Consider the following 23,070-nt stretch of genomic DNA (forward strand, 5'->3'; position numbering starts at 1 on the left):
TATTTGCCTGACTCAGCAAAATTCTTAAAACTCGCCACGCAGCCAGTTGCTGACCCGTTTGACCAGACCACCGACGCTTGCCTTGGCGGCATATTCTTTGTTGCTACCTGTTGCCTGATGTGTTCGGCCGTACTGCAGCAACCCGACCGCAGTCGAGTACACCGGTGCCTGCACGTAATCACTCAAACCACGTATGTTCATGGGCTCTCCCACCCGGACCTGGCTCTGGAAGATCTGCTCTGCACACTCCACAATGCCTTCAATCTGGGCAGCGCCGCCGGTCAAGACCACACCGGCTGCCAGCTGATGCTTGACCCCCTGCGCTTTCAACTCGCTTTGTACCCGCACCAGCTCATCATTCACCATGGAGAGCAACTCGGTGTAACGGGGCTCAATCACTTCAGCCAGTGTCTGCCGTTGCAGGCTGCGCGCCGGGCGACCGCCGACACTGGGTACTTCAATATTGTCTTCCTTGCTGACCAGACGGCCGAGGGCGCAACCGTAGCGCACCTTGATCGCTTCCGCGTCGAGCGGCGGCGTACCGAAGGCGTAGGCGATGTCGCTGGTCACAGTGCTGCCAGCATACGGGATCACCTTGGTGTGGCGCAGGGCACCGCCGGTAAACAGCGACATGTCCATGGTGCCGCCACCGATGTCCACCACGCAGACACCCAGCTCTTTCTCGTCTTCGGTCAACACCGCATAGCTGGAGGCCAGCGCGGAGAAGATCAGTTGATCCACGCGCAAGCCGACCTTCTCCACACATTTCTCAATGTTGCGGGCCATGTCGTTGTGGCAGGTGATCAGGTGAACCTTGGCTGCCATCCGCACACCGGAGAGGCCGACCGGATTCTTAATCCCTTCCTGATAATCGATGGCAAACTCCTGAGGCAGCACATGCAGCACACGCAGCTCATCGGAGAGGCGAACCGACTTGGCAGTGTGGATCACGTTGTCCACATCCTCCTGGGTCACCTCTTCATCGGAGATGGGCACCATGCCGGTCTCGTTGCGACAATCAATATGCTTGCCGGACAACCCCAGATAGACAGAGCTGATCTGGCAATCTGCCATCATCTCGGCCTCTTCCACCGCGCGGCGCAGTGACTTGACCACGGAGTCGAGGTCATTGACCCCGCCCTTCTCCATTCCGCGAGAAGCGTGACTGCCCATACCGATGACGTTCAGTTCACCGTCCGGCAATACTTCCCCGACCAGAACCGCCACCTTGGTTGTGCCGATATCCAGTCCGACAATCAAATTCCTATCTGCGGTGTTGGTCATGCACTTTCTCTTCGCTCTTCTTCCAGCCAACTGCCATTCCGGTGTCGTATCGAAGATCCACGTAGGCGACTTGCGCACGGGGTTCGATAACCGGGAAGGCATCGATAAACCGCTGCAGCCGGAGCGCAATGTCATTGCGTCCCAGGAACAGCTTGATATTGCCATCCAGGGTCAGTTCCCAGGCATGGCGGGGGGTCAGATTCACCCCCAGCAACTTGTATCCCTTGGCAGCCAGTTGCGACTCGTACTGCCGACTCTCTTTCAACACCCGGGCGGCCTGGTCATCCGGCCCTGACAGCTGCAACAGCGGCGTCTTGACCCGATCCGGGGCACTGAATACCTTGCCCTTGGTGTTGACGAAGCGGTTGCCATTCCAGCGCGCCGCCACATCTTGTTCCGTGAGGTAGATCTTGATCTTGTTCGGCCACTTCTTTCGTACCGAGACCGAGGCCACCCATGGCAAGGCATTGAGCCTTGCCTGCAATTCGTTGACGTCCAATTCGAAGAAGTTGCGCAGCTCGGCGCCATCCAGCACGGCCATCCGCAGCTCTTCGGTTTGCAAATACTGGTGTTGCCCCTGCAGCAACAGCTCGCTCATGGGCAACCGGTTGGCATCTGTCAGCCAACCTTTAACATCCAGCGCCGTCCGGTAGCAGCCCCATATCACCAGCAGGAAAAACGCTACCCCTGCGATGAAGCCACCCTTGGTGCGCCCCTGTGCCCTTGCCTCCACCCGATCGATCCCCGTGTAACGCGCTAAACCGGCCTTTGACAGACCGGTTCGCCATTATATAGGCCCCGGCTTGGCGGTCAAAATACTCATTGGGCCCTCAGGCGCCAGATTTCATGCTATCTATGCTCAATTTCATCTCTCCGAGACGACGGGCCAGTGCCCCGACGTTCCCGGCGCCTTGAGTCAGCACCAAATCCCCCTCGCCGATCAGGTCGGCCAGCACGGCTGGCACGTCATCTGGTGTAGCGACGAAGATGGGTTCCAGGTTGCCGCGCGAGCGAATGGAGCGGCACAGTGCCCGTCCATCAGCGCCCGGGATCGGCTCCTCACCGGCAGCATAAACCTCCAGCATCACCAGCACGTCTACCTTGGAGAGCACATCGGCGAAGTCCTCGTAGAGGTCGCGGGTGCGGGTATAACGGTGCGGCTGGAACACCATCACCAGACGCTTCTCGGGCCAACCGGCACGGGCAGCATTGATCGTGACCTTCACTTCGCTCGGGTGGTGACCGTAATCGTCCACCAGCATCGCCTTGCCGCGACCGGTTTCAAACTCGCCATACTGCTGGAAGCGACGACCGACCCCTTCAAATTTGGCCAGTGCAGAGATGATGGCCTCGTCGCTGACCCCGTCCTCTGTCGCGACAGCTATCGCCGCTGCGGCGTTTAATGCGTTGTGAATACCCGGCAAATTGAGGGTCACCTGCAGCTCACCCGCCTCTTTGCGGCGAACACGGAAGCAGCTGTGGTTGGTGGTCTGGACAAAATCCAGCACCTGTACATCGGCATCGTCAAAGAGACCGTAGGTCAGGGTCGGGCGGGCAATCTCGGGCAACATGCCACGGATCACCGGATCATCGATGCAGACCACCGCCAGTCCGTAGAAGGGCAGATTGTGCAGAAACTCGATGAAGGTGGCCTTCAGCTTGGAGAAGTCACCGCCGTAGGTGTCCATGTGATCCGCTTCGATGTTGGTCACGATAGAGACCATCGGCTGCAGATGCAGGAAAGAGGCGTCGCTCTCGTCCGCTTCGGCGATCAGGTAGCGGCTGCTGCCCAGCCGGGCATTGGTACCGGCACTGTTGAGCAGGCCACCGATGACGAAGGTCGGGTCGCGGTCGGCTTCGGCATAGATGCTCGCCACCAGACTGGTGGTGGTGGTCTTGCCGTGGGTACCGGCAATGGCGATACCGTGACGGAAACGCATCAGCTCGGCCAGCATCTCGGCGCGGCGCACCACCGGGATCCGCAGTTCACGGGCAGCCAGCAGCTCCGGGTTGTCCTGCTTGATGGCGGTAGAGACCACCACCACGCTGGCACCCTCAACGTGTTCGGCACTGTGGCCGACGAAGATGTGGGCGCCCAGTCCGGCCAACCGCTCGGTCACGGCGTTGCGAGCCAGATCAGAACCCGTTACCTGATACCCTTCGTTGGCAAGCACTTCGGCGATCCCGCCCATACCGGCACCACCGATGCCGATAAAGTGGATGCGACGCACGCGGCGCATTTCGGGGATCACAGTACGCAGTTTTGCCAGTTCAACCTTGGTCATAATCGTCTCTTTAGTCTGCCGGAGGCCATGTGCCGTCAAAGCGCGGCTGCACGGCGGCATCAATACATACAGGTACAAGGCTGCACGGTGTCACCGCTGCAACCTTGCTCATCAATCTTTACCACGCTGCCCGGTTGCGAGCTGTTTGCACTCATCTGCAACCCGCTCGGCCGCATCGATGATGGCGACGCGGCGAGCCGCTTTCGCCATGTTAAACAGGGTCTCCCTGCGACCAGCTAACCAGGTCAGGCGCGCCGCCAGCGATGCGGTATTCAGCTCGGACTGGGGCAGAAACTCGGCCGCACCGCCGTCGACCAGGGTCAGGGCGTTACGGGTCTGGTGATCATCCACCGCATGGGGCAGCGGCACGAAAATGGCAGCCACACCGGCGGCAGCCACTTCGGAAACGGTCAGGGCACCGGCACGGCAGACCACCAGGTCGGCCCAGGCGTAGGCGCTGGCCATATCCTTGATAAATTCGCTCACCTCGGCATTGATGCCGTGCTGGGCATAGGCAGCAGAGACGGCCTCGGCATTGCCCTTGCCACACTGGTGACGCACTTCAATGGGCACGCCGGATGCCGCCACCGCAGCAGGTACCTGCTCGTTGAGCACCCGCGCCCCCAGGCTGCCACCCACGATCAGCAGATGCAGTGGCTCGGCTCCGCTGCGTAATTGCGGATCCGGCAGTGCGACCACTTCGGGACGCACCGGATTACCGACCACGGCGGTGCGACGGCTCGGCGCGAAGGCGCCCGGAAATGCCATCAACACCCGCTTGGCGATACGGGCCAGCAGCTTGTTGGTCATGCCTGCAGCAGCATTTTGCTCATGGAGCAGCAACGGGATGCCGGAGAACCAGGCCGCCACGCCACCCGGGCCGGAAGCAAAACCGCCCATGCCTAGCACCACATCAGGACGAACGGTCTTGAGTACCTGACGCGCCTGCAGGATCGATTTGACGATGCGATAGGGCGCCACCAGCAATCGCTTGATGCCGTTGCCACGCACCCCCTGAATATCGATGAAGGAGATGGGATAACCGTGGGCGGGCACCAGCTCCGCCTCCATCCGGTCGGCAGTGCCGAGCCAGTGGACAGTCCAGCCCTGGGCCTTCAGGCGATCGGCCACGGCCAGACCGGGGAACACATGCCCACCGGTACCACCTGCCATCACCAACAGAGTCTTGCTCACTAAACCTCCCGCACGCGCGCCTGGGCTGTCGCCTGACGCAACTCAAAATCTATTCGAATCAACATGCTCACCGCCACCGACATGATGATGAGACTGGAACCACCGTAACTCACCAGCGGCAGGGTCAAGCCCTTGGTTGGCATCATGCCGCTGGCCGCGCCAACGTTAACGAAGGTCTGGAAGCTGAACCAGATGCCGATGCCGATGGCCAGATAACCGTCATAGAGCCGCTCTGCCACCAGCGCGCGATGCCCCAGCTTGAGCGCCTTGACCGCCAGCGCAAAAATCAGGAACAGGGCGCCCAGCACCCCGACGTAACCCAGCTCTTCACCGAGGATCGCAAACACGAAGTCGGTGTGCGCTTCCGGCAGGTACTCCATCTTCTGGATAGAGTTGCCAAGCCCTTCGCCAAACCAGCTGCCACGACCAAACGCCATCAGCGACTGGGTCAACTGGTAGCCGCTGCCGAACGGATCGGCCCAGGGATCCATAAAGGAGGTCACTCGCCGCATCCGGTAGGGCTCGACGATAATCAGCATCACCACAGAGCCGAGGCCCGCACCGATCAGGGTCAAAAACTGTCCCAGTCGGGCACCGGCCAGAAACAGCATGCCGAACGAGGTAACGAACATCACCACGGTGGAACCCAAGTCAGGCTGCAACAGCAGCAAGACCGCCAGCACCCCGAACACCGCCAGCGGTTTTAGGAAGCCGATCCAGGCTTCACGCACTTCGCTCTGGCGTCGCACCAGATAGCCGGCCAGATAGACAAACAGCGCCAGCTTGCCAAACTCGGCAGGTTGCAGGTTGAAGGGGCCGAGCGGCAACCAGCGCACCGCACCGTTAACGTTGCGGCCCACCAGCAGCACCAGCACCAGCATCAAGATCGCCAGCAGCAGCATGGGGCCGTTGTGCTGTTGCCAGCGCGCCATCGGCACCTGCAACACAAACCAGGAGATACCGAGCGCCATCACCAGAAACAGGGCGTGACGCTTCACAAACATGAAGGGGTCATCCCCCAGCGCAATCCCCTCGGGGATCGACGCCGAGGCCACGATGACCACCCCGACCGCCATCAGGGAGAGCGCCAGCAGTACCAGCTGCCGATCGTAGAGACCGGCAGGACGCGCTGGTAACAACCAGCGCTGGAACAGACCTGCTGCTGCGCGAAGGGCGTTCATAGTGCCAGCACCATCTCGGTGAAACGATCGCCGCGCACCTCGAACGACTTGAACTGATCGAGGCTGGCACAGGCTGGCGCCAGCAGCACCCAGTCACCGGGCTTGGCATCGGCCGCCGCTTTGGCAACCGCAGCGGCCAGGTCGGCCACCCGTTCGGTCTGCTCGCCCAGTGCCAGCAGTACCTCGGCATCCTGACCGAAGCAGTACATGTGATCGATCTGGTTGCCCAGCAGCGCCTGGATCGGGCCAAAATCCTGCCCCTTGCCCTGACCACCGGCCAGCAGCAGCAGGCGCCCCTTGACCGACTCGCGCACACCGGCAACGGCAGCCAGCGTGGCTCCCACGTTGGTGGCTTTGGAGTCGTTGATCCAGCGCACCCCGTTCACCTCGCGCACGAAGCGGGCACGATGGGGCAAGCCCTCGAAACGACGCAGCACGGTAAGCTGAGCCGCACGGGGAATACCGACCGCATCGCACAGCGCCATGGCCGCAAGGGCGTTGGCCTGATTGTGGGCACCGACGATCTTCATCTCGTCCACCGCCAGCAGCGGTTCGCCGTGCAGGGTCAACCAGTAGCGACCATCCAGCAGGCAACGGCCATAGCCATTGCAATCGAGACCAAAGCTCTGCCACACCTGACCCACATCGGGCAGGGTCTGGGCATCGTCACGATTGACCAGAATGTGTTTGGAGTGCTGATGGATCTCCATCTTGGCGGCGCGATAGTCGGCCATGCCCTGATAGCGATCCATGTGATCTTCGGAGAGGTTCAGCACCACGGAGGCGGCAGCACGCAAACTGTGAGTAGTTTCCAGCTGGAAGCTGGAGAGCTCCAGCACGCAGAGATCCATCGGCTGCTTGAGCAGCTCCAGCGCAGGCGTGCCGATATTGCCGCCCACGCCGACATTGAGACCGGCTTCGGCAATCATCTCGCCCACCAGGGTAGTGACGGTGCTCTTGCCGTTCGAGCCGGTAATGGCGATGACCGGGGTCTGGGTCTCGCGCACAAACAGCTCGATATCACCGACGATCTGCACGCCACACTCGGCAGCTGCTTTCAGTTCGGGGGTCGCCAGCGCGATACCCGGGCTCGCGACGATCATGTGCGCCTGCTTGAGCAGCTCCTCGTCGAGACCGTGAATGAGCTCCACCTCAGGCGGCAGTTGATCCTTGCCGGGCGGGTTGGCGCGGGTATCCATCACCAGTGGCGTCACGCCACGGCCGAGGAAGTAATCGACACAGGAGAGTCCGGTTTTGCCCAATCCGATGATGATGACCATGGCCTTACCTCACCTTCAGGGTGGCAAGACCCAGCAGCACCAGCACGAGGGTGATGATCCAGAAGCGCACGATGACGCGCGGCTCCGGCCAGCCCTTCTTCTCGTAGTGGTGATGGATCGGCGCCATGCGGAAGATCCGCACGCCGCGCAGCTTGTATGACCCCACCTGCAGGATCACCGAAACGGTCTCCATCACGAAGACGCCGCCCATGATCACCAACAGGAACTCCTGACGTACCAGCACTGCGATGGTGCCGAGCGCGCCGCCCAGTGCCAGGGAACCGACGTCCCCCATGAAGACCTGCGCCGGATAGGTGTTGAACCAGAGGAAACCCAGACCCGCCCCGACAATGGCGGTACAGACGATCACCAGCTCGGAGGTATAGGGCACGTAGGGAATGTGCAGGTAGTTGGCAAAGTTGACGTTACCGGTAGCCCAGGCGATCAGGGCAAAGCCCCCCGCCACCATCACGGTCGGCATGATGGCCAGGCCATCGAGACCGTCGGTCAGGTTGACCGCATTGGAAGTGCCGACGATGACAAAGTAGGTCAGCACGATAAACATCAGGCCAAGCTGCGGCATCACATCCTTGAGGAAGGGCACCACCAGCTGGGTTTGGCCCTCATGGGTTGCGGTCGCATAGAGGAACACCGCCACCGCCAGCGCTACCGCGGATTGCCAGAAATACTTCCAGCGAGCAATCAGGCCGTCGGTATTCTTGCGCACCACCTTGAGGTAGTCGTCGGCAAAGCCGATGGCACCGTAGGCACCCAGCACAAACAGCACCAGCCAGACATAAGGGTTGTCGAGGCGGCACCAGAGCAGCACAGACGTGAAAATCGCAGCAATGATCATCAGGCCACCCATAGTCGGGGTGCCCCGCTTGCTGAGGTGGGACTCGGGACCATCGTTGCGGATCACTTGACCAAACTTCAGGATCTGCAGGCGACGTATCAGGCGTGGCCCCATCCAGAGGGCAACCCCCAGTCCGGTGATGATCGACAGGATGGCGCGAAACGTCAGGTAGGAGAAGACGTTGAAGAAGGTGAAGTGCGGGGTGAGCAGTTCGGCCAGCCAGACTAGCATGTGGCTGACTCCTGATGGCCTTTGACCATCTCGACGATATCTTCCATGCGGGAGCCACGGGCGCCCTTGACCAGAATCGAAATTTCCTGATGTGTATTTATCATTTGCGCAAGCACTTCAAACAACGACGCCTTGTTATCGAAATGTCGGCCAGCCGCGGCATCTGCGGTGTGGCGACTCTCTTCCCCCACTGTCAGCACGGCATCCAGACCGCGCTCGCGGGCATGACGGCCAACCCGGGCGTGTTGCTCGGCAGACTCCTCACCCAGTTCCCGCATATCACCGAACACCAGCACCTTGAAGCCGCCCATGGCGGTCAGGGCATCGATGCCCGCCAGCACGGATTCCACGCTGGCATTGTAGGTATCATCCACCAGGGTCAGACCGCCCCAGCGCTGCACGCAGAAGCGCCCCTTGACCGGCGCCATCTGTTCCAGCCCCGCCTTGACACAGGCGAGGGATGCGCCGAGGGCCAGACAGCCCGCGGCGGCAGCCAACGCATTGGCCACGTTGTGGCGACCCGGGATCGCCAGAGTCAGGCTCAGCTCACCCTGCGGGGTCACCATCACGAACTCGGCACAACCTTGTTCGTTGAGCACAAGGTTGCGCGCGTGGAACGGCTGGCTCTGACCGTCGATGGAGAAGGCGCACTGAATGCCGCGTTCCCGCCACTTCGGCCAGAATTCGTTGTCGGCGTTGACGATGGCCGTGCCGCCCTCACTCAGCCCCTCAAAGATTTCGCTCTTGGCGTGGAACACCCCTTCCAGCGAGCCGAAGCCCTCCAGATGGGCCGCCGCCACGTTGTTGATGATGGCGGCATCGGGTTTGGCCAGCGAGGTAGTCCAGGCGATCTCGCCCGGATGGTTGGCACCCAGCTCCATCACCGCAAACTTGTGCTGCGGTTCGAGGCGCAGCAGGGTGAGCGGCACGCCCACCTCGTTGTTGAAGTTGCCAGCGGTGGCCAGCACTTCCCCTTCGTTGCGCAGGATGGCGGTTGCCATCTCCTTCACCGTGGTCTTGCCGCAGCTGCCGGTAATGGCCAGCACTTTCGGGTTGATGCGCTCGCGCACCAGTTTGCCGAGGCGGCCCAGTCCTTTCAGAGTGTCGGTCACCACCAGCTGGGGGATGGCCAGCGGCAGTTCACGCTCAACCAGCAGGGCAGAGGCCCCTGCCTGAACAGCCTGCTCGCAAAAATCGTGGGCATCGAAGCGCTCGCCGCGCAGAGCAACGAACAGGGCCCCCGCGCCCAGAGTGCGGGTGTCGGTACTGACGACGGTGATCTCGCCGTCGTCACCAATCAGACGGGCATCGAGTACCTGCGCCAGCTCGGCAAGCCTGAGGGTCATCATTTGAATGACTCCAATAATGTGTGCAAGGCGGCCGCGACGGTTTCCCGGTCGCTGTAGTGCCGCTTGTCGGTTCCAATGATCTGATAATCCTCGTGACCCTTACCGGCCACCAGGATGATGTCCTGTTTACTCGCCTGACCAATGGCCAGCACAATCGCCTTGACCCGGTCGTGCTCCACCTGCACCGCAGCAGGATCGCGAAGACCCGCCACCATGTCGGCCATGATCCGGGCCGGCTCCTCGGTACGGGGATTGTCGTCGGTCAGGATCACGCGATCCGCATACTGCTCGGCCATGGCGGCCATCATGGGGCGCTTGCCGCGATCGCGGTCGCCACCACAGCCAATCAAGCACCATAGCTGCCCTGTGCAATGCACCCGCAGGGCCTGCAATGCCTTCTCCAGCGCGTCCGGTGTGTGGGCGTAATCGACCACCGCCAGCGGCGTATCGCCACCGCCAAAACACTCCATGCGACCGGTTACCGGCTGCAATTTCGAGGCCGTTGCCAGTAGCTCATGGAAGTCATAGCCGAGCACCAGCATCACGCCCATCGCGGCCAGCACATTGCTGACGTTGAAGCGCCCGAGCAAGGGGGCGGATAATACACCATTCCCCCAGCTGGAGTTAATCTGCGCGCGAAAACCTTGCTGGTGAAAATCGAGCTGCTGCGCCGTTAATTGACGGCCAGAATGGTGTTCAATCGGGCCATTAACACTGAAGGCCACCGCTGCCGGGTATTTTTCGAGCCACTTGGCACCCAACTCGTCATCACGGTTGATCACCGCATTCGACTCATCGACCAGCTGCAGCAACTGCTCTTTGGCCGCGCCATAGGCTTCCATGGTGCCGTGGTAGTCGAGGTGATCCCGGCTCAGGTTGGTGAAAACGGCAGCGGCAAAGGGCAGTGCGGCAACACGATGCTGCACCAGACCATGGCTGGAGACCTCCATCGCCACCAGGTCCGCCCCCTGCGCTTGCAGCGCAGCCAGATTGGCTTGCACCTGCACGGCGCTGCCGGTGGTATTTTCCGCTTCGATCAGATTGCCGAACAGGCCGTTGCCGATGGTGCCCATCACACCCGCCTTGCCACCCAGCAGGGTGCGCCAGTTGGCGACCAGCAAAGCGGTAGTGCTCTTGCCGTTGGTGCCGGTGATCCCGACCAGATCCAATTTTTGGGCTGGCTGATCGTAGAAATAGCCCGCAAGAGCAGAGAGGTGAGCGGGCAGATCCCGCATCCCGATACAGGGAACCGGAGTCGATGGTGGGATAAATTCACCATCCTCCTCAAACACAACAGCGGTCGCTCCCTGAGCCACCGCCTGTTCGATAAACCGTCTGCCATCCACCTGATGACCACGAATGGCCACGAAGAGCGAGCCGGGGCCAACCCGCCGACTATCCAGCTGGATATCGGTCAAGGTGAGCGCCGGCGCCAGGATATCGAAGGGGCGCAGTAATGCATCAAGTGCGCGGGACAAGAGAAGCCTCCGTACGGGCAAGTTTGGTGGGCACCGCTGGCGGCACCGCATCGGGACGAATATTGAAGAGCTGCAGCACCCCGCCCATGGCCTCTGCAAACGGTGGGGTAGCCACGGCGCCGCCATAATAGGCGCTGCCTTTTGGCTCGTTGATCACCACCACCATGACGAAACGGGGATCACTGGCGGGTGCGAAACCGGCAAACCAGGCCATGTAATCCTTGCCATAGCCACCGGCGACGGCGACCTTGGCGGTACCACTCTTGCCGCCAACCCGATAGCCCGGGATCTTGGCTTTTGGAATGGCGTTGTCGACCACATACTCCAGCGCCTGCAACATGGCAGCGGCGTTGTTGTGATCGATAACCTGCTCACCCTTGGGCGGCGTAGTCACCTTGACGATGGAGAGCGGCACCCGTTTGCCCTTGTTAGCCAAGGTGGCGTAGGCGGAAGCCAGCTGCAGCGGGGTGACTCGCAGACCATAACCAAACGAGAGGGTCGCACGCTCGATATCGGACCAGCGACGACGCTGGGGCAGCATGCCGCTGCTCTCGCCCATCAGCCCGCTGCCGGTATCCATGCCGAAACCGAACATGCTGAGGGTGTTGATCATCTCCTGCGCCGGCATCCGCAGCGCAATGCGCGACATACCGATGTTGGAGGAGTAACGCAGGATATCGTAGAGGTTGGTCGCCTTGTGGATACTGACGTCCTTGATCTGCTTGGCACCGATAAAGAGCGGCCCACCGGGAATGAAATCTTTCCAGCTGGTGACACCTGCCTGCAAGGCGCTGAGCAAAATCAATGGCTTGACGGTCGAACCCGGCTCATAAGTATCGGTCACCACACGGTTGCGAACCCGGAAGCTCTGATACTGGCCGCGATTGTTCGGGTTATAGGAGGGGGTGTTGACCATGGCGAGTACTTCACCGGTCTTGATATCCAGCATCACCATGGAGCCGGAGGTCGCCTTGTTCTCGTCGGTTGCCCGCTTGAGGGCACGGTAGGCCAATGCCTGCACCCGCTGATCGATACTGAGCTGCAGATCGTTGGCGTTCTTGCCCTCTTTGACGATGCCAAGCCGCTCGATGACGCGCCCCTGACGATCCTTTCGCACCCGCATTTCGCCGGGGGTCGCCGTCAGCCATTCGTTGTAACTGCGCTCAATCCCTTCAATACCGCTGCCATCGATGTTGGTCACCCCCACCAGATGGGCGCTGATCTCGCCGGTCGGATAGAAGCGGCGCGCTTCTGGGCGCAGGTAGACGCCACCCAGCTTGAGCCCCTTGATATATTCCGCCACCGCAGGAGTAACCTGACGCTGCAGATAGACGAAGCGCTTGCTGGGGTTGGCGATGCGGTGTTTGAGGGTATTGATGTCGAGCTTGAGCACGGCGGAGAGCGCCAGCCAGGCTCGCTCATTATTGATGGCACCGGATTCATGCACCGTCTTGGGATCGGCCCAGACCGCCTCGACCGGCACAGAAACCGCCAGCTGCTCGCCGTTGCGATCGGTGATCATGCCGCGCACCGCCTGGGTAGAGGTGGTACGCAGGGAACGCATGTCCCCTTCCTGACGCAGACGATCCGGATTGATCACCTGGATCCAGGCCAGACGCAGGATCAGACCCACAAACGCGATGCCGATAAACACCGCAAGCGTGCGAAAGCGCCACGGATAGATCGATGGCGCTTTGACATTCGCTTTGGCAGCTTTGGCTGTAGCCTTGCGTTTCATGGTTGGGTAATTACCTTCTCGGTGGTCACCAGCGGACGACCCATCTGCAACTTGTCCATCGCCAGACTCGCCACCCGGGAGTGTTCAGCCAGGGTGCCCTGTTCCAGCAACAGGTGGCGCCATTCGATATTGAGGCGATCCTCTTCCGCCATCAGATCGTTCTGCTTGGCCGTCAGACCACGGGTCATGTTGGTCACCAGGATCACGGCAAACGCGGTCACCAGCACGGCGACCGACAGAAAAATCTGCAGCTTGTGCCGCCAGAGATCGGCAACGATCTCCTTGGCCAGATGAACACGCACTTCGCTCATCGCTTACTCCGCAAGCCGTTCGGCAACCCGCAGCACCGAGCTGCGTGACCGGCTGTTTTCAGATACTTCATGATCAGAAGGCTTGAGTGCCTTGCCGACCGACTTCAATTTGCGACCGCCAGCCAGCTGGGCCTCGGTCAACGGAATGCCGTAAGGCACTTCCGGCCCCTTCTCGTGCTTGCGGATGAAATGCTTTACCAATCGGTCTTCCAGCGAATGGAAGCTAATCACTGACAGACGGCCATGTGGTGCCAGCACTTCCAGTGCTCCGTTGAGCGCGGTTTCGATCTCGTCCAGCTCACTGTTGATATAGATGCGAATGGCCTGGAAGCTGCGGGTTGCCGCATGCTTGCCCTTCTCCTTGCTCGGATTGACTCGGGCAATCATCTCGGCCAGTTGGCGGGTACGCACATAAGGCTCGGTCACCCGGTCGTGCACAATGGCACGGGCGATCTTCTTGGCAAAACGCTCCTCACCGAAGGTCTTCAGCACCCAGGCGATGTCATCCACATCGGCCTTGGCCAGCCACTCGGCAGCGCTCTGGCCGGAGGTAGGGTCCATCCGCATATCGAGCGGACCATCTTTCATAAAGCTGAAGCCGCGCTCGGCATCATCCAGCTGGGGTGAAGAAACCCCCAGATCCAGCAGGAAGCCATCCACTTTGCCCAGCAAACCGCGCTCATCCAGATAGGAGGCGATGCCGGAGAAGGGACCGTGCACGATTTCGAAACGGGGATCCTGGATCTTGGCGGCCTCGGCGATCGCCTGGGGATCGCGGTCGATGGCGATCAGGCGGCCATTTGGGCCAAGGTGCTGCAGGATCAGACGAGAATGACCACCACGGCCAAAAGTACCGTCGACGTAGACACCGTCCGGCTTGATGGCCAGACCTTCAACGGCTTCGTGCAGCAGCACTGTGATGTGTTCAGCGGCTTGGGTCATTTATAAAGAGAAATCCTGTAGTCGTGGTGAGCTTGCCCAATCGTCCCCGGGCAGACCCAAGATGTCGTCATTGACCTGTTGTTGCCAGCGGGCTTCATCCCACAGCTCAAACTTGTTGAGCTGGCCCACCAGCATGATTTTCTTGTCCAGCCCCGCATGGTTGCGCAGTGGCTGACTGAGCAGCAGACGGCCATTGCCATCCAGCTCGCATTCGGTTGCATGTCCCAGCAGCAGACGCTGCAAACGGCGCTCTTGCGGATTCATGCTGGAGAGAGTTTTGAGCTTGCGCTCGACCTCTTCCCATTCATTCAGGGGATAAAGCAGCAGACAGGGATGGGCAATATCGATGGTGCAGACCAGTTGGCCGTCGCTTTCATCGCGCAGCCAATCACGGAATTTGGTCGGAATTGCCAGCCGCCCTTTACTGTCCAGGCTGATGGCATGAGCGCCACGCAACAAATTGCAGTCCCTGAAGGTGAGTGAGCAGGCAGATTGCCCCTCTAAAAACCACTTTGATCCACTTTTCCCCACCTTGAAGTTTAAGGACGTGCAGGGGGCTTTTCAAGCAAGGAGATGGGACAGAGGGAACATATTGACGCAGCAATTGCATGCTGCGGATTGAGTAGGTTGATTTTCCAAGAGTTATTGCTGAAAAAACAGAAAGTGATTAATAAGCAGCAAGTCGGTGAGCGGTCACTATCTGGGCGATATGATGAAACGGAACAATACCACTGCACAGAGCAAAATACTGACACATATCACTGGATAGATGATGTAACCATCTTTCGAACGGCGAGCACGCAGAGACACCAGCTGGCAGAGCAACAGATTGTAAATAATCAGTAGGGATGTCAGCAGAATATTGGTGGCGAATGTGAGCTCGTGAGCATACCCGATGTACAGTCCCATCAGAATGAAATTGGCGAGTATCAGATACAGCAAAAACTTCTGAATCGCTTTACCTGAATTTCGGCTCTTTTTTACTCGTGTTATCATGCTTACTAAGTCCTGGATTACACATGATCAAGCGACCTTAAATTCAAAAAACTGTTGAGATATATCATGTTTTTATTATTGCGCGATCCTTGTTCAACCATTACCCCATGACCAAGCTCATTTTTTTACTAATGTGCGGGATGTTAATGATATCAACATCTTGTCATGCTTATCACAATTATCACTGGCAAGCAGGTTTCCCAATCCCGATCCAGGGAAAAGGGGTCGACTTGGTCAGCCAGCAGCAACAATTCCTGTTGAAGCAGCGCCCTTATCTCCAACAACGTCTTGCGGAGACACAACCCGTTATTCGCTGGGTCGCGGAACAGGTTCACGAACGCAAGCTTCCTCCGTTACTTGCCTTTGTTCCTCTGCTGGAAAGCAGTTATAGACTGGATGTGGTCTCTGCTACAGGCGCCGCAGGCCCTTGGCAACTGATGTCAGATACCGCCACCCGATTTGCCATTCCCATCACTAGCGAATTTGATGGGCGCTATTCACTGCCATTGGCAACAGAGGCTGCCCTTTCCTATTTGGCATGGTTGTATCGCTTCTTTGGCAATGACTGGCTGCTTGCCTTGGCCGCCTATAATGCAGGAGAAGGGCGGGTACTCAATGCAGTTTTAAAAGCGGGGACACGTAATATATGGGAACTGGAGCTTCCGACTGAAACGCGTTTTTATGTCGCACGCTTTGTCGCGCTGGCAAGACTGCTCGATATGGCTGACAGCTATCAGTTTCAGCTTCCACCATGGGACAGCGGCACTGACTTGCAAATATTCCGTCATCCTGATGACTGCTCACTGCCTGCGTGGGCTCAAGCGAAGGGAGTATCAATGAATGACGCCAGCCGCTGGAATCCGGCCTGGCAACTCCCTACCGCGCAAGGGATAACCAATTGCCCGATCGTCTATAGCAAGGACAAGGCTCCCACCGCCAACCAGAAGAAGGGGGCGACCTTCATTGTCAAAGCGGTCTCACTGGACAGTCTGCAGGACCCCCTGTTGCTGAAAGCTGCCAGGGGGCTTGATATGAGTCGAGGCGAGATCAGGCTGGAACGCTTACCTGATCCTCTTGGGATTCAGCAGAAGCGGCCGCTGATTGCGGCACCATGAAGCAGTGGCGCCACTGGCTCAATATTGGTCCCAAATCGACTTCTTCCGGATATGACCAGCAAGCGCCATAGAAACAAAGATGCTGACCTATAGGCCGACGATGCGTGATGCGACAATCCAGAACAATCTGGCGGGACAGAGAAAGGGTCACCGTATCAGGTAACGTAAAGCGAGCAGGGGCAAGAAAGCCAACGCCTCCTGGGCCGATATCCTTGATCACGGCTCGGCCAATACTTTTGTCAAATAACACACCTGAAATCAGCATCCGTGCGGCAATACCACAACTTTGTGACTCAAGTGGCGTTGATCCATCATGCAGATACCAGCGCGGTACCTTTCGGCGCGGATCATTGTGCGAGGTATGCAGCGGAAACTCGATTTCAGGGCTGTCCATGAGAAATCATCTCCTTGGCATGACTAGCTGCCGCTTGTGTTTGTGAGCTGAAAAGTTGCTCCAGATTGGTTTCTGCCTGAGTTGTCATAACCAGCAATTCAATGCGCCGATTACGGCTGCTTTGCGGATTCCGGGTATCTTCCAGCATGGTATCAGCCATAGAGACCACCTGCGCGACCCGATCAGACGGCATGCCGCCCGCTAGCAATACCCGCCTTGCCATCATGGCGCGGTCTGACGAGAGTTCCCAGTTGGTGTAGTTGTCACCCGCAAACGGTGTACTGTCGGTATGGCCAGAAATCATGACCCGATTCTCGATACGCTGGAAAATGGGGGCCAATGCCATCAACAGGTGACGAAAAAATGGAGTGATACGGGCACTGCCACGGCTATACATTTCCCGATCAGCGTCATCGCGGATCAAGATCCGCAATCCTTGGGGAACAATCTGAATCTCGAGGTTATTGTTAGCTTGCATTTGTTCAGCCAGATCATTGATGAATCCAGCTAATTGCTGCATCTGGCCTTCACCTTCGAGCTTTCCAACCAGCAGATTTTCGTACCCGCCGTTAGGCCCATCTGAAAAAATGCTCTGACGGCGATCCATATGCCTGGGCATCAGCTGCCCCTGCTGATCGAACTTGGGGTTCAGCTCATCGATCACCGAGGGATTCCCCCCCAAATCGACAGGATAGGGGCTATTGCGTATGTCAAACGGGTTGGACTCACTGTCCATGATGCTGTAGTCCCGCAGACGGCTGGCAACAATTTCCCGCTCCTCCTGGTTAGATACCGCCAGGATCCAGAGCACCATAAAGAAAGCCATCATAGCTAACGTGAAGTCGGCAAATGCCACCTTCCAGGCGCCCCCTCCTTTAGGGGCACTATTACGTCGCTGCTGGCGCTTGACGATAATCTGCTCGTGATTGCGCATTACATTGCCCTGTTGTTCACCCAATCTTCCAGTTCAAGGAAGCTTGGTTTGACTTCAGGCTCCAGGATCTTGCGACCTGAATCGACGGCCAGCAGCGGTGTCTTGCCACGCAACTGGGCAATCAGGATCGACTTGATACACATCAACAGGCTAATACGACGCCTGACCATTTCTTCCATTGCGTTACTGACAGGCTCCAGCAAGCAGTAACAGAGAAAAATCCCGATAAAGGTGCCCACCAGAGCGGCCGCTACATGAACGCCTATGTTACTCAGGGGGCCGTCCAATTGCTGCATGGTGATGATGATCCCCATCACCGCAGCAAGAATGCCGAAGCCCGGGCAGGCCTCGCCGGTCTTGTGCAAAGCATGGGCAGGCTTGAGCATGTCCTCTTCAATGGCCATGATCTCCTGCTCCAGCACGGTATCCAGTTCATGGGGTGTGATCTTGCCCATCCCGAGCAGACGCAGGTTATCGATTATGAAACCTAGCAGTTGGGGATCTTCCGAAATCTGGGGGTACATCAAGAAAACCGAGCTCTGCTGGGGATTTTCAATATGCTCGTCGAGCGCCTTCATCCCTTTGTTGCGTGTCTCCTCCAGCAGTTGATGCATCAGAGTCAACAGCTCACGATAGACCTCGCTCTCTTCGTTATTAGGAGGCTTGAAGCACATTTTGATCTGCCGCCACATTTCGTGCATCACCTCTTTCGAGTTGCCCAGAAACATGGAGCCTACCGCTGCGCCGATGATAATGATGAGCTCGGCTGGCTGCCACAAGGCGAGGAGATTTCCCCCGGCCATCATGAAGCCACCCAGCACGCATACTAAAATGATGCCGATGCCAATCTGTTTTTGCATGAATGTTCCCGCACGATACAAGAAGGGTCACCAGTAAAGGTGAAGCACTACTATATGGAGTCGACCAATCGCTGCTTTAGCTGAAGCACACACTGCTTGTGCAGCTGACAAACCCGGGATTCGGTTAATCCAAGCACCAGCGCGATCTCTTTCATATTGAGCTCTTGCTGGTAATAGAGGGCAAGCAATAGCTGCTCGCGTTTATCCAGAGTGGCCAACACCTTGCTGATTGTCATCGCCATATCGACATCATCAGACTCGGTTGTTGGCGCCTTGCCACCATTCTCCAGCCACTCTTCCAGACTCTGTAGCGCTTCAGCCTGGCTGGCATAGGACAACTGGCGCACCTCATCCACCGAACAGTCGAGCGCAGTAGCAAGTTCTTGCTCTGAGGGGGGGCGCCCCAAACGATTGTGCAGTTCACGCTGCGCCTGATTATGGCCGTGTACCTGCTGTCGCAATTGGCGGGGTCGCCAGTCCAGACGCCGCAGCTCATCGAGCATGGCACCACGAATCCGTTTGAAGGCGTAACTTTCAAACTGGGCATCAGGTTCACTACCATAACGACGCCACGCCTCCAGCAGTCCCATCATCCCTACCTGTTCCATATCCTCCTGATCAAAACAGGCGCTGACCTGGCTACGCAGGTGACAAGCAGCCCTCTTAACCAGAGGCAGATAGCGAGTCAGAATGGCCTGTTCACCAGTACGAGGAATCGTTGGCGTATCCGCAAACTCTTGTTGAGAATCCCAAGCAGAATCAGTCATATGGTAATTACTGTACCAGTACCTTGGTGATCAGCACTTCGTCCAGATAGGGCTTGTAGCCATATCCCTGCACCGTAGTGACCAGCTTGTCGCGCAAAGAGACCTGCAGCTTGGAAATATTCTGCAGCTCGACTTTTACGTCATCATGGGAGCGGTGGCTGAAATACTGCACCATGGCATTGCGGATCAGTGGAGTCAGCTCATCCAGCTTGGCAACCTGCTCCGGGTTGTAGGTCACCAGTGCCAGCTCCAGCACCAGATAATGGGACTGTTCGCCCCCTTCCAGACTGATAACGAAGCGCTCCATCGGCTTGAACAGCGGAGTACTGCTTAGCTCTGGCTTTGGCTCTGCCAATCCTAGCCAGACTTCAATCACATCGCGTTTCAACCAGGCACCATATGCCAGCAAAACCAGCAGACACAGGGCAATGACGACAACCATCAACCACTTCATGACACGCCGCATAATGTAAAACCACTCTCGTTATTACGGGTTAAAAATCAGACCAGAGTATTGAGCCAGTCGTGCATCGTCCCCCATTGGGACTCTGGTTCATCCAACCACTGACGGCGGCCAGCCAGGATCTTCTCCTGTTGCCACCGATCCTGCTGCCCCTGCTCGCCGCCTTGCCCCACATTGACCTCGACCCCGCCGGCATGATGGGGAGCCAGGCTCATGCGCAAGCGCTCCATCGACTGGATCATTGCATCGCGCACCGCCGGGTTAGTCACATTCAACTGGACATTGAGCCGGTCACCATCGAGCTTGACGGTCAACTCCAATCGCCCGAGCTCTGGCGGATCCAGCCGGATGTGGGCCTGTTTCACCTGTTGATTGACTTGCAGCTCAACCTTGTCCTGAAGCAGGCTAACCAGCTGCTGTCCCCACTGGCTCTGGTTGTCTGACAACCGGACAGGTGCCCACTGATAGTCGGCAGGTCGCAACGGCGTCGCAGCGAGTTGGCCAACTGCCAGCTGGCGAGCATCTGGCAGCCTGTTTTCTACCACTGCGGTATCAGGCACATTTCCAGCATCGAAACCGGCAGCCATAACCGGCAAGGTGAAGCGGCCGGGCAATACACCGGTTTGCCCATTTGATTTGGCAAGCAAGGTAGAGAGCGCCTGTTCCGCAGCGGCAGAAACCGTCTCACGACGCGGCATCACCTCTTGCTCGGGCAGCGTGGTCGCACTCCCCATCAAGGCACGAAGAGAGGGCGGCAATTTGTTATCCACCACCACCTGCTGCCCACCAGTGCTACCTTCAGCTCGGGAAAAAGTACGGCTTACACGAAAACCATCAAGATCGGCATCACTTACTCTGACAAAGAGAGGAGGCACATTGGTAAACGCTTGCAGCTGTTCAACCGGGTCGCCTTCCGCTCCTGATTGTTCGCTCTCTGCTTCGTCTACCGGAACATCACTGGCAACCAACTCGGGCAAGGGCAATGCAACCTGAGGGTCAACCACCTCATCCAGCGGTTGATATAACTCCCCTTCACTGCCGGCTTGGCCGGACAAACGGTTCAAGGCCGTGACATCCGGCGAATTCACCGCATCAAAACCGCTAAATTGAATCAATCCCATTGCTCTGTCTCACCGTAAGCAGTCAAGCCTTCACGAATCGAAGAAAGCTGCTGCCACTCCTGTTTACGAATCAAGGTCTCCTGCTCGCAAAGCTGCAATGCTTGTCGATACAACACCCGGGCTTTATCTCTTGCTGGTTGCAACGCAGCCCAGAGTTGGGGATCCAGGCTAACTTGAGAGACAAATTGCGCGAAGCGTCCATCGGTTAGCCTGACGGCTTCCCACTGGCCAGCTTGCGCTTGTTGCAGCAAGAGCGTACCCAACCCCAATAACTGACGCTGGCGAGTCTGCAGTTCGGTCTCACGCAACACGGGAGCAATACCTGACATGACGAGCCCCAAAAAGAAGATGAACCAGCCCACAAGCAAGGAGTGGGCCAGACCGAGAACCAAGAAATTTCAATATGTTGGGCGTGAGGAAGAACAGAGAGGAAGGAAGTACTACTTCCGTATTAACGAGGATGACGCGCCATTGCTTCCCAACCCTCTTTCAGCTCTTGCAGGATTTTGCGCACTTCGGCAAATCCCTCAACATTGTTGGAAACGCTGATTTCGAACAATTTCTGACCGCAGTAGTCATAAAGACGATGCAGATTAACCGCCAGTTCGCCGCCTTTATTCATATCAAGCGCACTGTCCAGCCCACCCAGGATCTGCAGACACTTGTTGATGGCCAACCCTTTGCGCTCAAACTGTTTCGCCAAGATATGCCCTTCTGCTCTGGCTATCTCATCAAGCAAGCCATCCATCAACATCAGCACCAGCTGATATGGATCGGCACTCGCGGCCTTGGCTTCTGTGGCGGCAAATCGATAGGCATCATAGCCATCTTCAGATTCAAACATGGGTCACTCGCTATTGCAGGTTCAAAACCAGTTCATCCAGGGAAAAAGCTTACAGTGCTCCCATGGTCTGCATCATCTGGTTCATGGTGGTGAATTGATTGAGGTAACGCTTGTAAACAGATTCCATCCGTTTATTCAGCGACTCCATTTTATCATCAAGTCGCTTTTGATTGGCTTCCAATGTGCTCTTGCGAGTGGCTATCACCCCGTTAGTCTTGGAGAAAGGATCGAGCACCTTGCTCATCCGCTTGAGCAAACCGTCATCCCCCATCAGCGCCTTGCCCAGCAGTTCAGGGTCCTTCTCGAGCGACTTTTTGAAATCAGAGTCACTAAACACCAGCTTGCCCGACTTCTCCGTTTTGATGCCAAGCTGAGTCAGGGTCATGCCTGCAGGCAGATTGCGAACCGCATTGGCCAGCGTACCTTTCAAACCTCGCACCGTGGCATCAGACGCCAGTACGCCTTTTGCCTTGATATTGGTGGACGTCTCTTTGTTCAGCAGCTCGAGCAACTCGTTGTAGCTATCAACAAATTTCTTCAATGAACCGGTGACGCCTTCATTGTCATAAGCCACTGTCACCTGCATCGGGCCATCGGTTGGCTTTTGCACCCTGGTGAGCTCCAGCGTCAGCCCTTCAACCACGTTTTCAATCTTGTTGGTCGGCGACTTGATCTCCAGCGCACCGTCGCCAACCCCCATCTTGATGATGGAGTCCTGACCCGGGGTGATCACCTTGCCATCGATAAATGCCTTGCCGAACGCGGAAGCCGGGTCGCCATCATAGGTGGGGGTAAACACCTTGGCAGCCCCGCTCTCTTTACTGGTCAGCACCAGGTTAACCTTGCCATCCGTGCGAACCAGGCTGGCCTTGACCCCCGGATTATCCGCCGCATCATTGATGGCAGAAACCAGACTCTGGGCTGTCGCTCCAGCGGGCAAGGTCGCCAAATCGATAGCAAACGCCTTGCCATCGACGGTAAACGATACTTTGCCGGAGGTTGGCAATGGCGCCTTTTCATCTGCCAGTTGCACCCCGAACTGATGCGACTGAGCCAACTGATTGACCTGAAAGTTATACTGTCCTGGGGTCGCCTTGCCATTGCTGGTGACCGTCATGACACCCTCTTGCGAGAGGCTGGCTTTCTGGGCTTGCAACGTGGCTGGCTTGTTCAGGTCTTTCAGCAGAGTCTGAAAGCTGGAGAGTTTGGAGTTGATAGATGACAGCGAACTCTGCTGCGCCTTGACCGTGGCAAGCTGCCCCTTGAGCAGCTGGTCCATATTCTTGCGCTCATTGGTCACCATGTTCATCGCGGCTGAAGCGGGATCGACCTGCATATATCAACTCCTTCGGTATCAGGGCAAGACTTGCTTGTTGAAAAAGGCTGTTACGCTAGCACTTTTCAACCGGCAAGGGGAAGAAAAGAGGCCGCCACACAGGTAGCGGCC

General features: G+C 57.9%; 23 protein-coding genes. 1 reads left to right on the forward strand and 22 read right to left on the reverse strand.

All coding sequences use genetic code 11. The features are described 5' to 3' along the window. Positions 1-24 precede the first annotated feature (24 nt). From ftsA to mraZ, 13 genes are all read right to left on the reverse strand, one after another. Positions 25-1,284 (reverse strand): cell division protein FtsA, encoded by a 1,260-nt coding sequence (gene ftsA / locus I6L46_RS14870; protein ID WP_005336148.1) that lies wholly within the window; start codon positions 1,282-1,284, stop codon positions 25-27. Beyond that, the gene (locus I6L46_RS14875) at positions 1,265-2,017 is read right to left on the reverse strand and encodes a cell division protein FtsQ/DivIB (protein WP_005336149.1); all 753 of its coding nucleotides are present in this window, start codon (positions 2,015-2,017) and stop codon (positions 1,265-1,267) included. The genes ftsA and I6L46_RS14875 overlap by 20 nt, the downstream gene beginning before the upstream one ends. A 97-nt stretch (positions 2,018-2,114) precedes the next feature. Beyond that, complete coding sequence (murC, locus tag I6L46_RS14880; RefSeq protein WP_216976160.1) at positions 2,115-3,569, reverse strand: UDP-N-acetylmuramate--L-alanine ligase; 1,455 nt, start codon at positions 3,567-3,569, stop codon at positions 2,115-2,117. Positions 3,570-3,680: 111 nt separating this feature from the next. Continuing rightward, a complete protein-coding gene (gene murG / locus I6L46_RS14885; RefSeq protein ID WP_216976161.1) occupies positions 3,681-4,763 on the reverse strand; it encodes an undecaprenyldiphospho-muramoylpentapeptide beta-N-acetylglucosaminyltransferase in 1,083 nt (360 codons plus the stop codon). After that, on the reverse strand, positions 4,763-5,944 hold the full coding sequence (gene ftsW, locus I6L46_RS14890) for a cell division protein FtsW (RefSeq protein WP_005336154.1): 1,182 nt from the start codon (positions 5,942-5,944) through the stop codon (positions 4,763-4,765). Before ftsW ends, murG begins: the two co-directional genes overlap by 1 nt. Next, complete coding sequence (murD, locus tag I6L46_RS14895; protein WP_202004356.1) at positions 5,941-7,224, reverse strand: UDP-N-acetylmuramoyl-L-alanine--D-glutamate ligase; 1,284 nt, start codon at positions 7,222-7,224, stop codon at positions 5,941-5,943. The genes ftsW and murD overlap by 4 nt, the downstream gene beginning before the upstream one ends. Positions 7,225-7,228: 4 nt before the next feature. After that, positions 7,229-8,311: a phospho-N-acetylmuramoyl-pentapeptide-transferase gene (gene mraY, locus I6L46_RS14900; protein WP_005355120.1), complete on the reverse strand. Its 1,083-nt coding sequence runs from the start codon at positions 8,309-8,311 to the stop codon at positions 7,229-7,231. After that, positions 8,305-9,660, reverse strand: a complete 1,356-nt coding sequence (gene murF / locus I6L46_RS14905) for a UDP-N-acetylmuramoyl-tripeptide--D-alanyl-D-alanine ligase (protein ID WP_216976163.1) — start codon at positions 9,658-9,660, stop codon at positions 8,305-8,307. Before murF ends, mraY begins: the two co-directional genes overlap by 7 nt. Then, the gene (gene murE / locus I6L46_RS14910) at positions 9,657-11,189 is read right to left on the reverse strand and encodes a UDP-N-acetylmuramoyl-L-alanyl-D-glutamate--2,6-diaminopimelate ligase (RefSeq protein ID WP_216976165.1); all 1,533 of its coding nucleotides are present in this window, start codon (positions 11,187-11,189) and stop codon (positions 9,657-9,659) included. Before murE ends, murF begins: the two co-directional genes overlap by 4 nt. Continuing rightward, positions 11,122-12,876 carry a peptidoglycan glycosyltransferase FtsI gene (locus tag I6L46_RS14915; protein WP_005336163.1) on the reverse strand — a complete coding sequence of 585 codons (1,755 nt, stop codon included), beginning with the start codon at positions 12,874-12,876 and terminating at the stop codon, positions 11,122-11,124. Before I6L46_RS14915 ends, murE begins: the two co-directional genes overlap by 68 nt. After that, positions 12,873-13,187 carry a cell division protein FtsL gene (gene ftsL / locus I6L46_RS14920; protein ID WP_005336166.1) on the reverse strand — a complete coding sequence of 105 codons (315 nt, stop codon included), beginning with the start codon at positions 13,185-13,187 and terminating at the stop codon, positions 12,873-12,875. Before ftsL ends, I6L46_RS14915 begins: the two co-directional genes overlap by 4 nt. A 3-nt stretch (positions 13,188-13,190) precedes the next feature. After that, entirely contained in the window at positions 13,191-14,129 is a 939-nt protein-coding gene (gene rsmH / locus I6L46_RS14925; protein ID WP_005336168.1) for a 16S rRNA (cytosine(1402)-N(4))-methyltransferase RsmH, read from the reverse strand. Then, complete coding sequence (gene mraZ, locus I6L46_RS14930; RefSeq protein WP_013723406.1) at positions 14,130-14,588, reverse strand: division/cell wall cluster transcriptional repressor MraZ; 459 nt, start codon at positions 14,586-14,588, stop codon at positions 14,130-14,132. Positions 14,589-15,232: 644 nt separating this feature from the next. Here mraZ and I6L46_RS14935 point away from each other — a divergent pair. Then, positions 15,233-16,240, forward strand: coding sequence for a lytic transglycosylase domain-containing protein (locus I6L46_RS14935; RefSeq protein ID WP_254203104.1), 1,008 nt, complete (start codon positions 15,233-15,235; stop codon positions 16,238-16,240). Here the strand turns inward: I6L46_RS14935 and I6L46_RS14940 are convergent. Genes I6L46_RS14940 through lafB form a run of 9 tightly spaced genes read right to left on the reverse strand, consistent with a single transcriptional unit; the run spans position 16,173 to position 22,959 of the window. Continuing rightward, the gene (locus I6L46_RS14940; RefSeq protein WP_216976168.1) at positions 16,173-16,634 is read right to left on the reverse strand and encodes a hypothetical protein; all 462 of its coding nucleotides are present in this window, start codon (positions 16,632-16,634) and stop codon (positions 16,173-16,175) included. The two genes, I6L46_RS14935 and I6L46_RS14940, sit on opposite strands and share 68 nt — an antisense overlap. After that, positions 16,621-17,568, reverse strand: a complete 948-nt coding sequence (gene lafU / locus I6L46_RS14945; protein WP_042053528.1) for a lateral flagellar motor protein LafU — start codon at positions 17,566-17,568, stop codon at positions 16,621-16,623. Before lafU ends, I6L46_RS14940 begins: the two co-directional genes overlap by 14 nt. After that, on the reverse strand, positions 17,568-18,428 hold the full coding sequence (gene lafT / locus I6L46_RS14950; RefSeq protein WP_216976170.1) for a lateral flagellar motor stator protein LafT: 861 nt from the start codon (positions 18,426-18,428) through the stop codon (positions 17,568-17,570). The genes lafU and lafT overlap by 1 nt, the downstream gene beginning before the upstream one ends. A 50-nt stretch (positions 18,429-18,478) precedes the next feature. Further along, positions 18,479-19,195 carry a lateral flagellar system RNA polymerase sigma factor LafS gene (gene lafS / locus I6L46_RS14955; RefSeq protein ID WP_216976172.1) on the reverse strand — a complete coding sequence of 239 codons (717 nt, stop codon included), beginning with the start codon at positions 19,193-19,195 and terminating at the stop codon, positions 18,479-18,481. Positions 19,196-19,202: 7 nt separating this feature from the next. After that, complete coding sequence (lafF, locus tag I6L46_RS14960; protein WP_272868740.1) at positions 19,203-19,637, reverse strand: lateral flagellar basal body-associated protein LafF; 435 nt, start codon at positions 19,635-19,637, stop codon at positions 19,203-19,205. Between the two features lie 59 nt (positions 19,638-19,696). Further along, on the reverse strand, positions 19,697-20,779 hold the full coding sequence (locus I6L46_RS14965) for a flagellar hook-length control protein FliK (protein WP_139740525.1): 1,083 nt from the start codon (positions 20,777-20,779) through the stop codon (positions 19,697-19,699). After that, positions 20,770-21,171: a LafX gene (locus I6L46_RS14970; RefSeq protein ID WP_236761278.1), complete on the reverse strand. Its 402-nt coding sequence runs from the start codon at positions 21,169-21,171 to the stop codon at positions 20,770-20,772. The genes I6L46_RS14965 and I6L46_RS14970 overlap by 10 nt, the downstream gene beginning before the upstream one ends. A 59-nt stretch (positions 21,172-21,230) precedes the next feature. Further along, the gene (gene lafC, locus I6L46_RS14975; protein WP_005336195.1) at positions 21,231-21,623 is read right to left on the reverse strand and encodes a lateral flagellar export chaperone LafC; all 393 of its coding nucleotides are present in this window, start codon (positions 21,621-21,623) and stop codon (positions 21,231-21,233) included. A 49-nt stretch (positions 21,624-21,672) separates the two neighbouring features. Then, entirely contained in the window at positions 21,673-22,959 is a 1,287-nt protein-coding gene (lafB, locus tag I6L46_RS14980; protein WP_216976174.1) for a lateral flagellar capping protein LafB, read from the reverse strand. Between the last annotated feature and the right edge of the window lie 111 nt (positions 22,960-23,070).

This window comes from Aeromonas sp. FDAARGOS 1416 (genome assembly GCF_019048085.1).
Taxonomy (GTDB): domain Bacteria; phylum Pseudomonadota; class Gammaproteobacteria; order Enterobacterales; family Aeromonadaceae; genus Aeromonas; species Aeromonas veronii.

Bases quoted from the DNA above. Each gene is read 5' to 3' on its own strand.
- ftsA (WP_005336148.1), bottom strand. From the start codon at position 1,284: ATGACCAACACCGCAGATAGGAATTTGATTGTCGGACTGGATATCGGC.
- murC (WP_216976160.1), bottom strand. From the start codon at position 3,569: ATGACCAAGGTTGAACTGGCAAAACTGCGTACTGTGATCCCCGAAATG.
- ftsW (WP_005336154.1), bottom strand. From the start codon at position 5,944: ATGAACGCCCTTCGCGCAGCAGCAGGTCTGTTCCAGCGCTGGTTGTTA.
- murD (WP_202004356.1), bottom strand. From the start codon at position 7,224: ATGGTCATCATCATCGGATTGGGCAAAACCGGACTCTCCTGTGTCGAT.
- mraY (WP_005355120.1), bottom strand. From the start codon at position 8,311: ATGCTAGTCTGGCTGGCCGAACTGCTCACCCCGCACTTCACCTTCTTC.
- murF (WP_216976163.1), bottom strand. From the start codon at position 9,660: ATGATGACCCTCAGGCTTGCCGAGCTGGCGCAGGTACTCGATGCCCGT.
- murE (WP_216976165.1), bottom strand. From the start codon at position 11,189: ATGCGGTGCCGCCAGCGGTGCCCACCAAACTTGCCCGTACGGAGGCTT.
- I6L46_RS14915 (WP_005336163.1), bottom strand. From the start codon at position 12,876: ATGAAACGCAAGGCTACAGCCAAAGCTGCCAAAGCGAATGTCAAAGCG.
- ftsL (WP_005336166.1), bottom strand. From the start codon at position 13,187: ATGAGCGAAGTGCGTGTTCATCTGGCCAAGGAGATCGTTGCCGATCTC.
- rsmH (WP_005336168.1), bottom strand. From the start codon at position 14,129: ATGACCCAAGCCGCTGAACACATCACAGTGCTGCTGCACGAAGCCGTT.
- I6L46_RS14935 (WP_254203104.1), top strand. From the start codon at position 15,233: ATGACCAAGCTCATTTTTTTACTAATGTGCGGGATGTTAATGATATCA.
- I6L46_RS14940 (WP_216976168.1), bottom strand. From the start codon at position 16,634: ATGGACAGCCCTGAAATCGAGTTTCCGCTGCATACCTCGCACAATGAT.
- lafU (WP_042053528.1), bottom strand. From the start codon at position 17,568: ATGCGCAATCACGAGCAGATTATCGTCAAGCGCCAGCAGCGACGTAAT.
- lafT (WP_216976170.1), bottom strand. From the start codon at position 18,428: ATGCAAAAACAGATTGGCATCGGCATCATTTTAGTATGCGTGCTGGGT.
- lafS (WP_216976172.1), bottom strand. From the start codon at position 19,195: ATGACTGATTCTGCTTGGGATTCTCAACAAGAGTTTGCGGATACGCCA.
- lafF (WP_272868740.1), bottom strand. From the start codon at position 19,637: ATGGTTGTCGTCATTGCCCTGTGTCTGCTGGTTTTGCTGGCATATGGT.
- I6L46_RS14965 (WP_139740525.1), bottom strand. From the start codon at position 20,779: ATGGGATTGATTCAATTTAGCGGTTTTGATGCGGTGAATTCGCCGGAT.
- lafC (WP_005336195.1), bottom strand. From the start codon at position 21,623: ATGTTTGAATCTGAAGATGGCTATGATGCCTATCGATTTGCCGCCACA.
- lafB (WP_216976174.1), bottom strand. From the start codon at position 22,959: ATGCAGGTCGATCCCGCTTCAGCCGCGATGAACATGGTGACCAATGAG.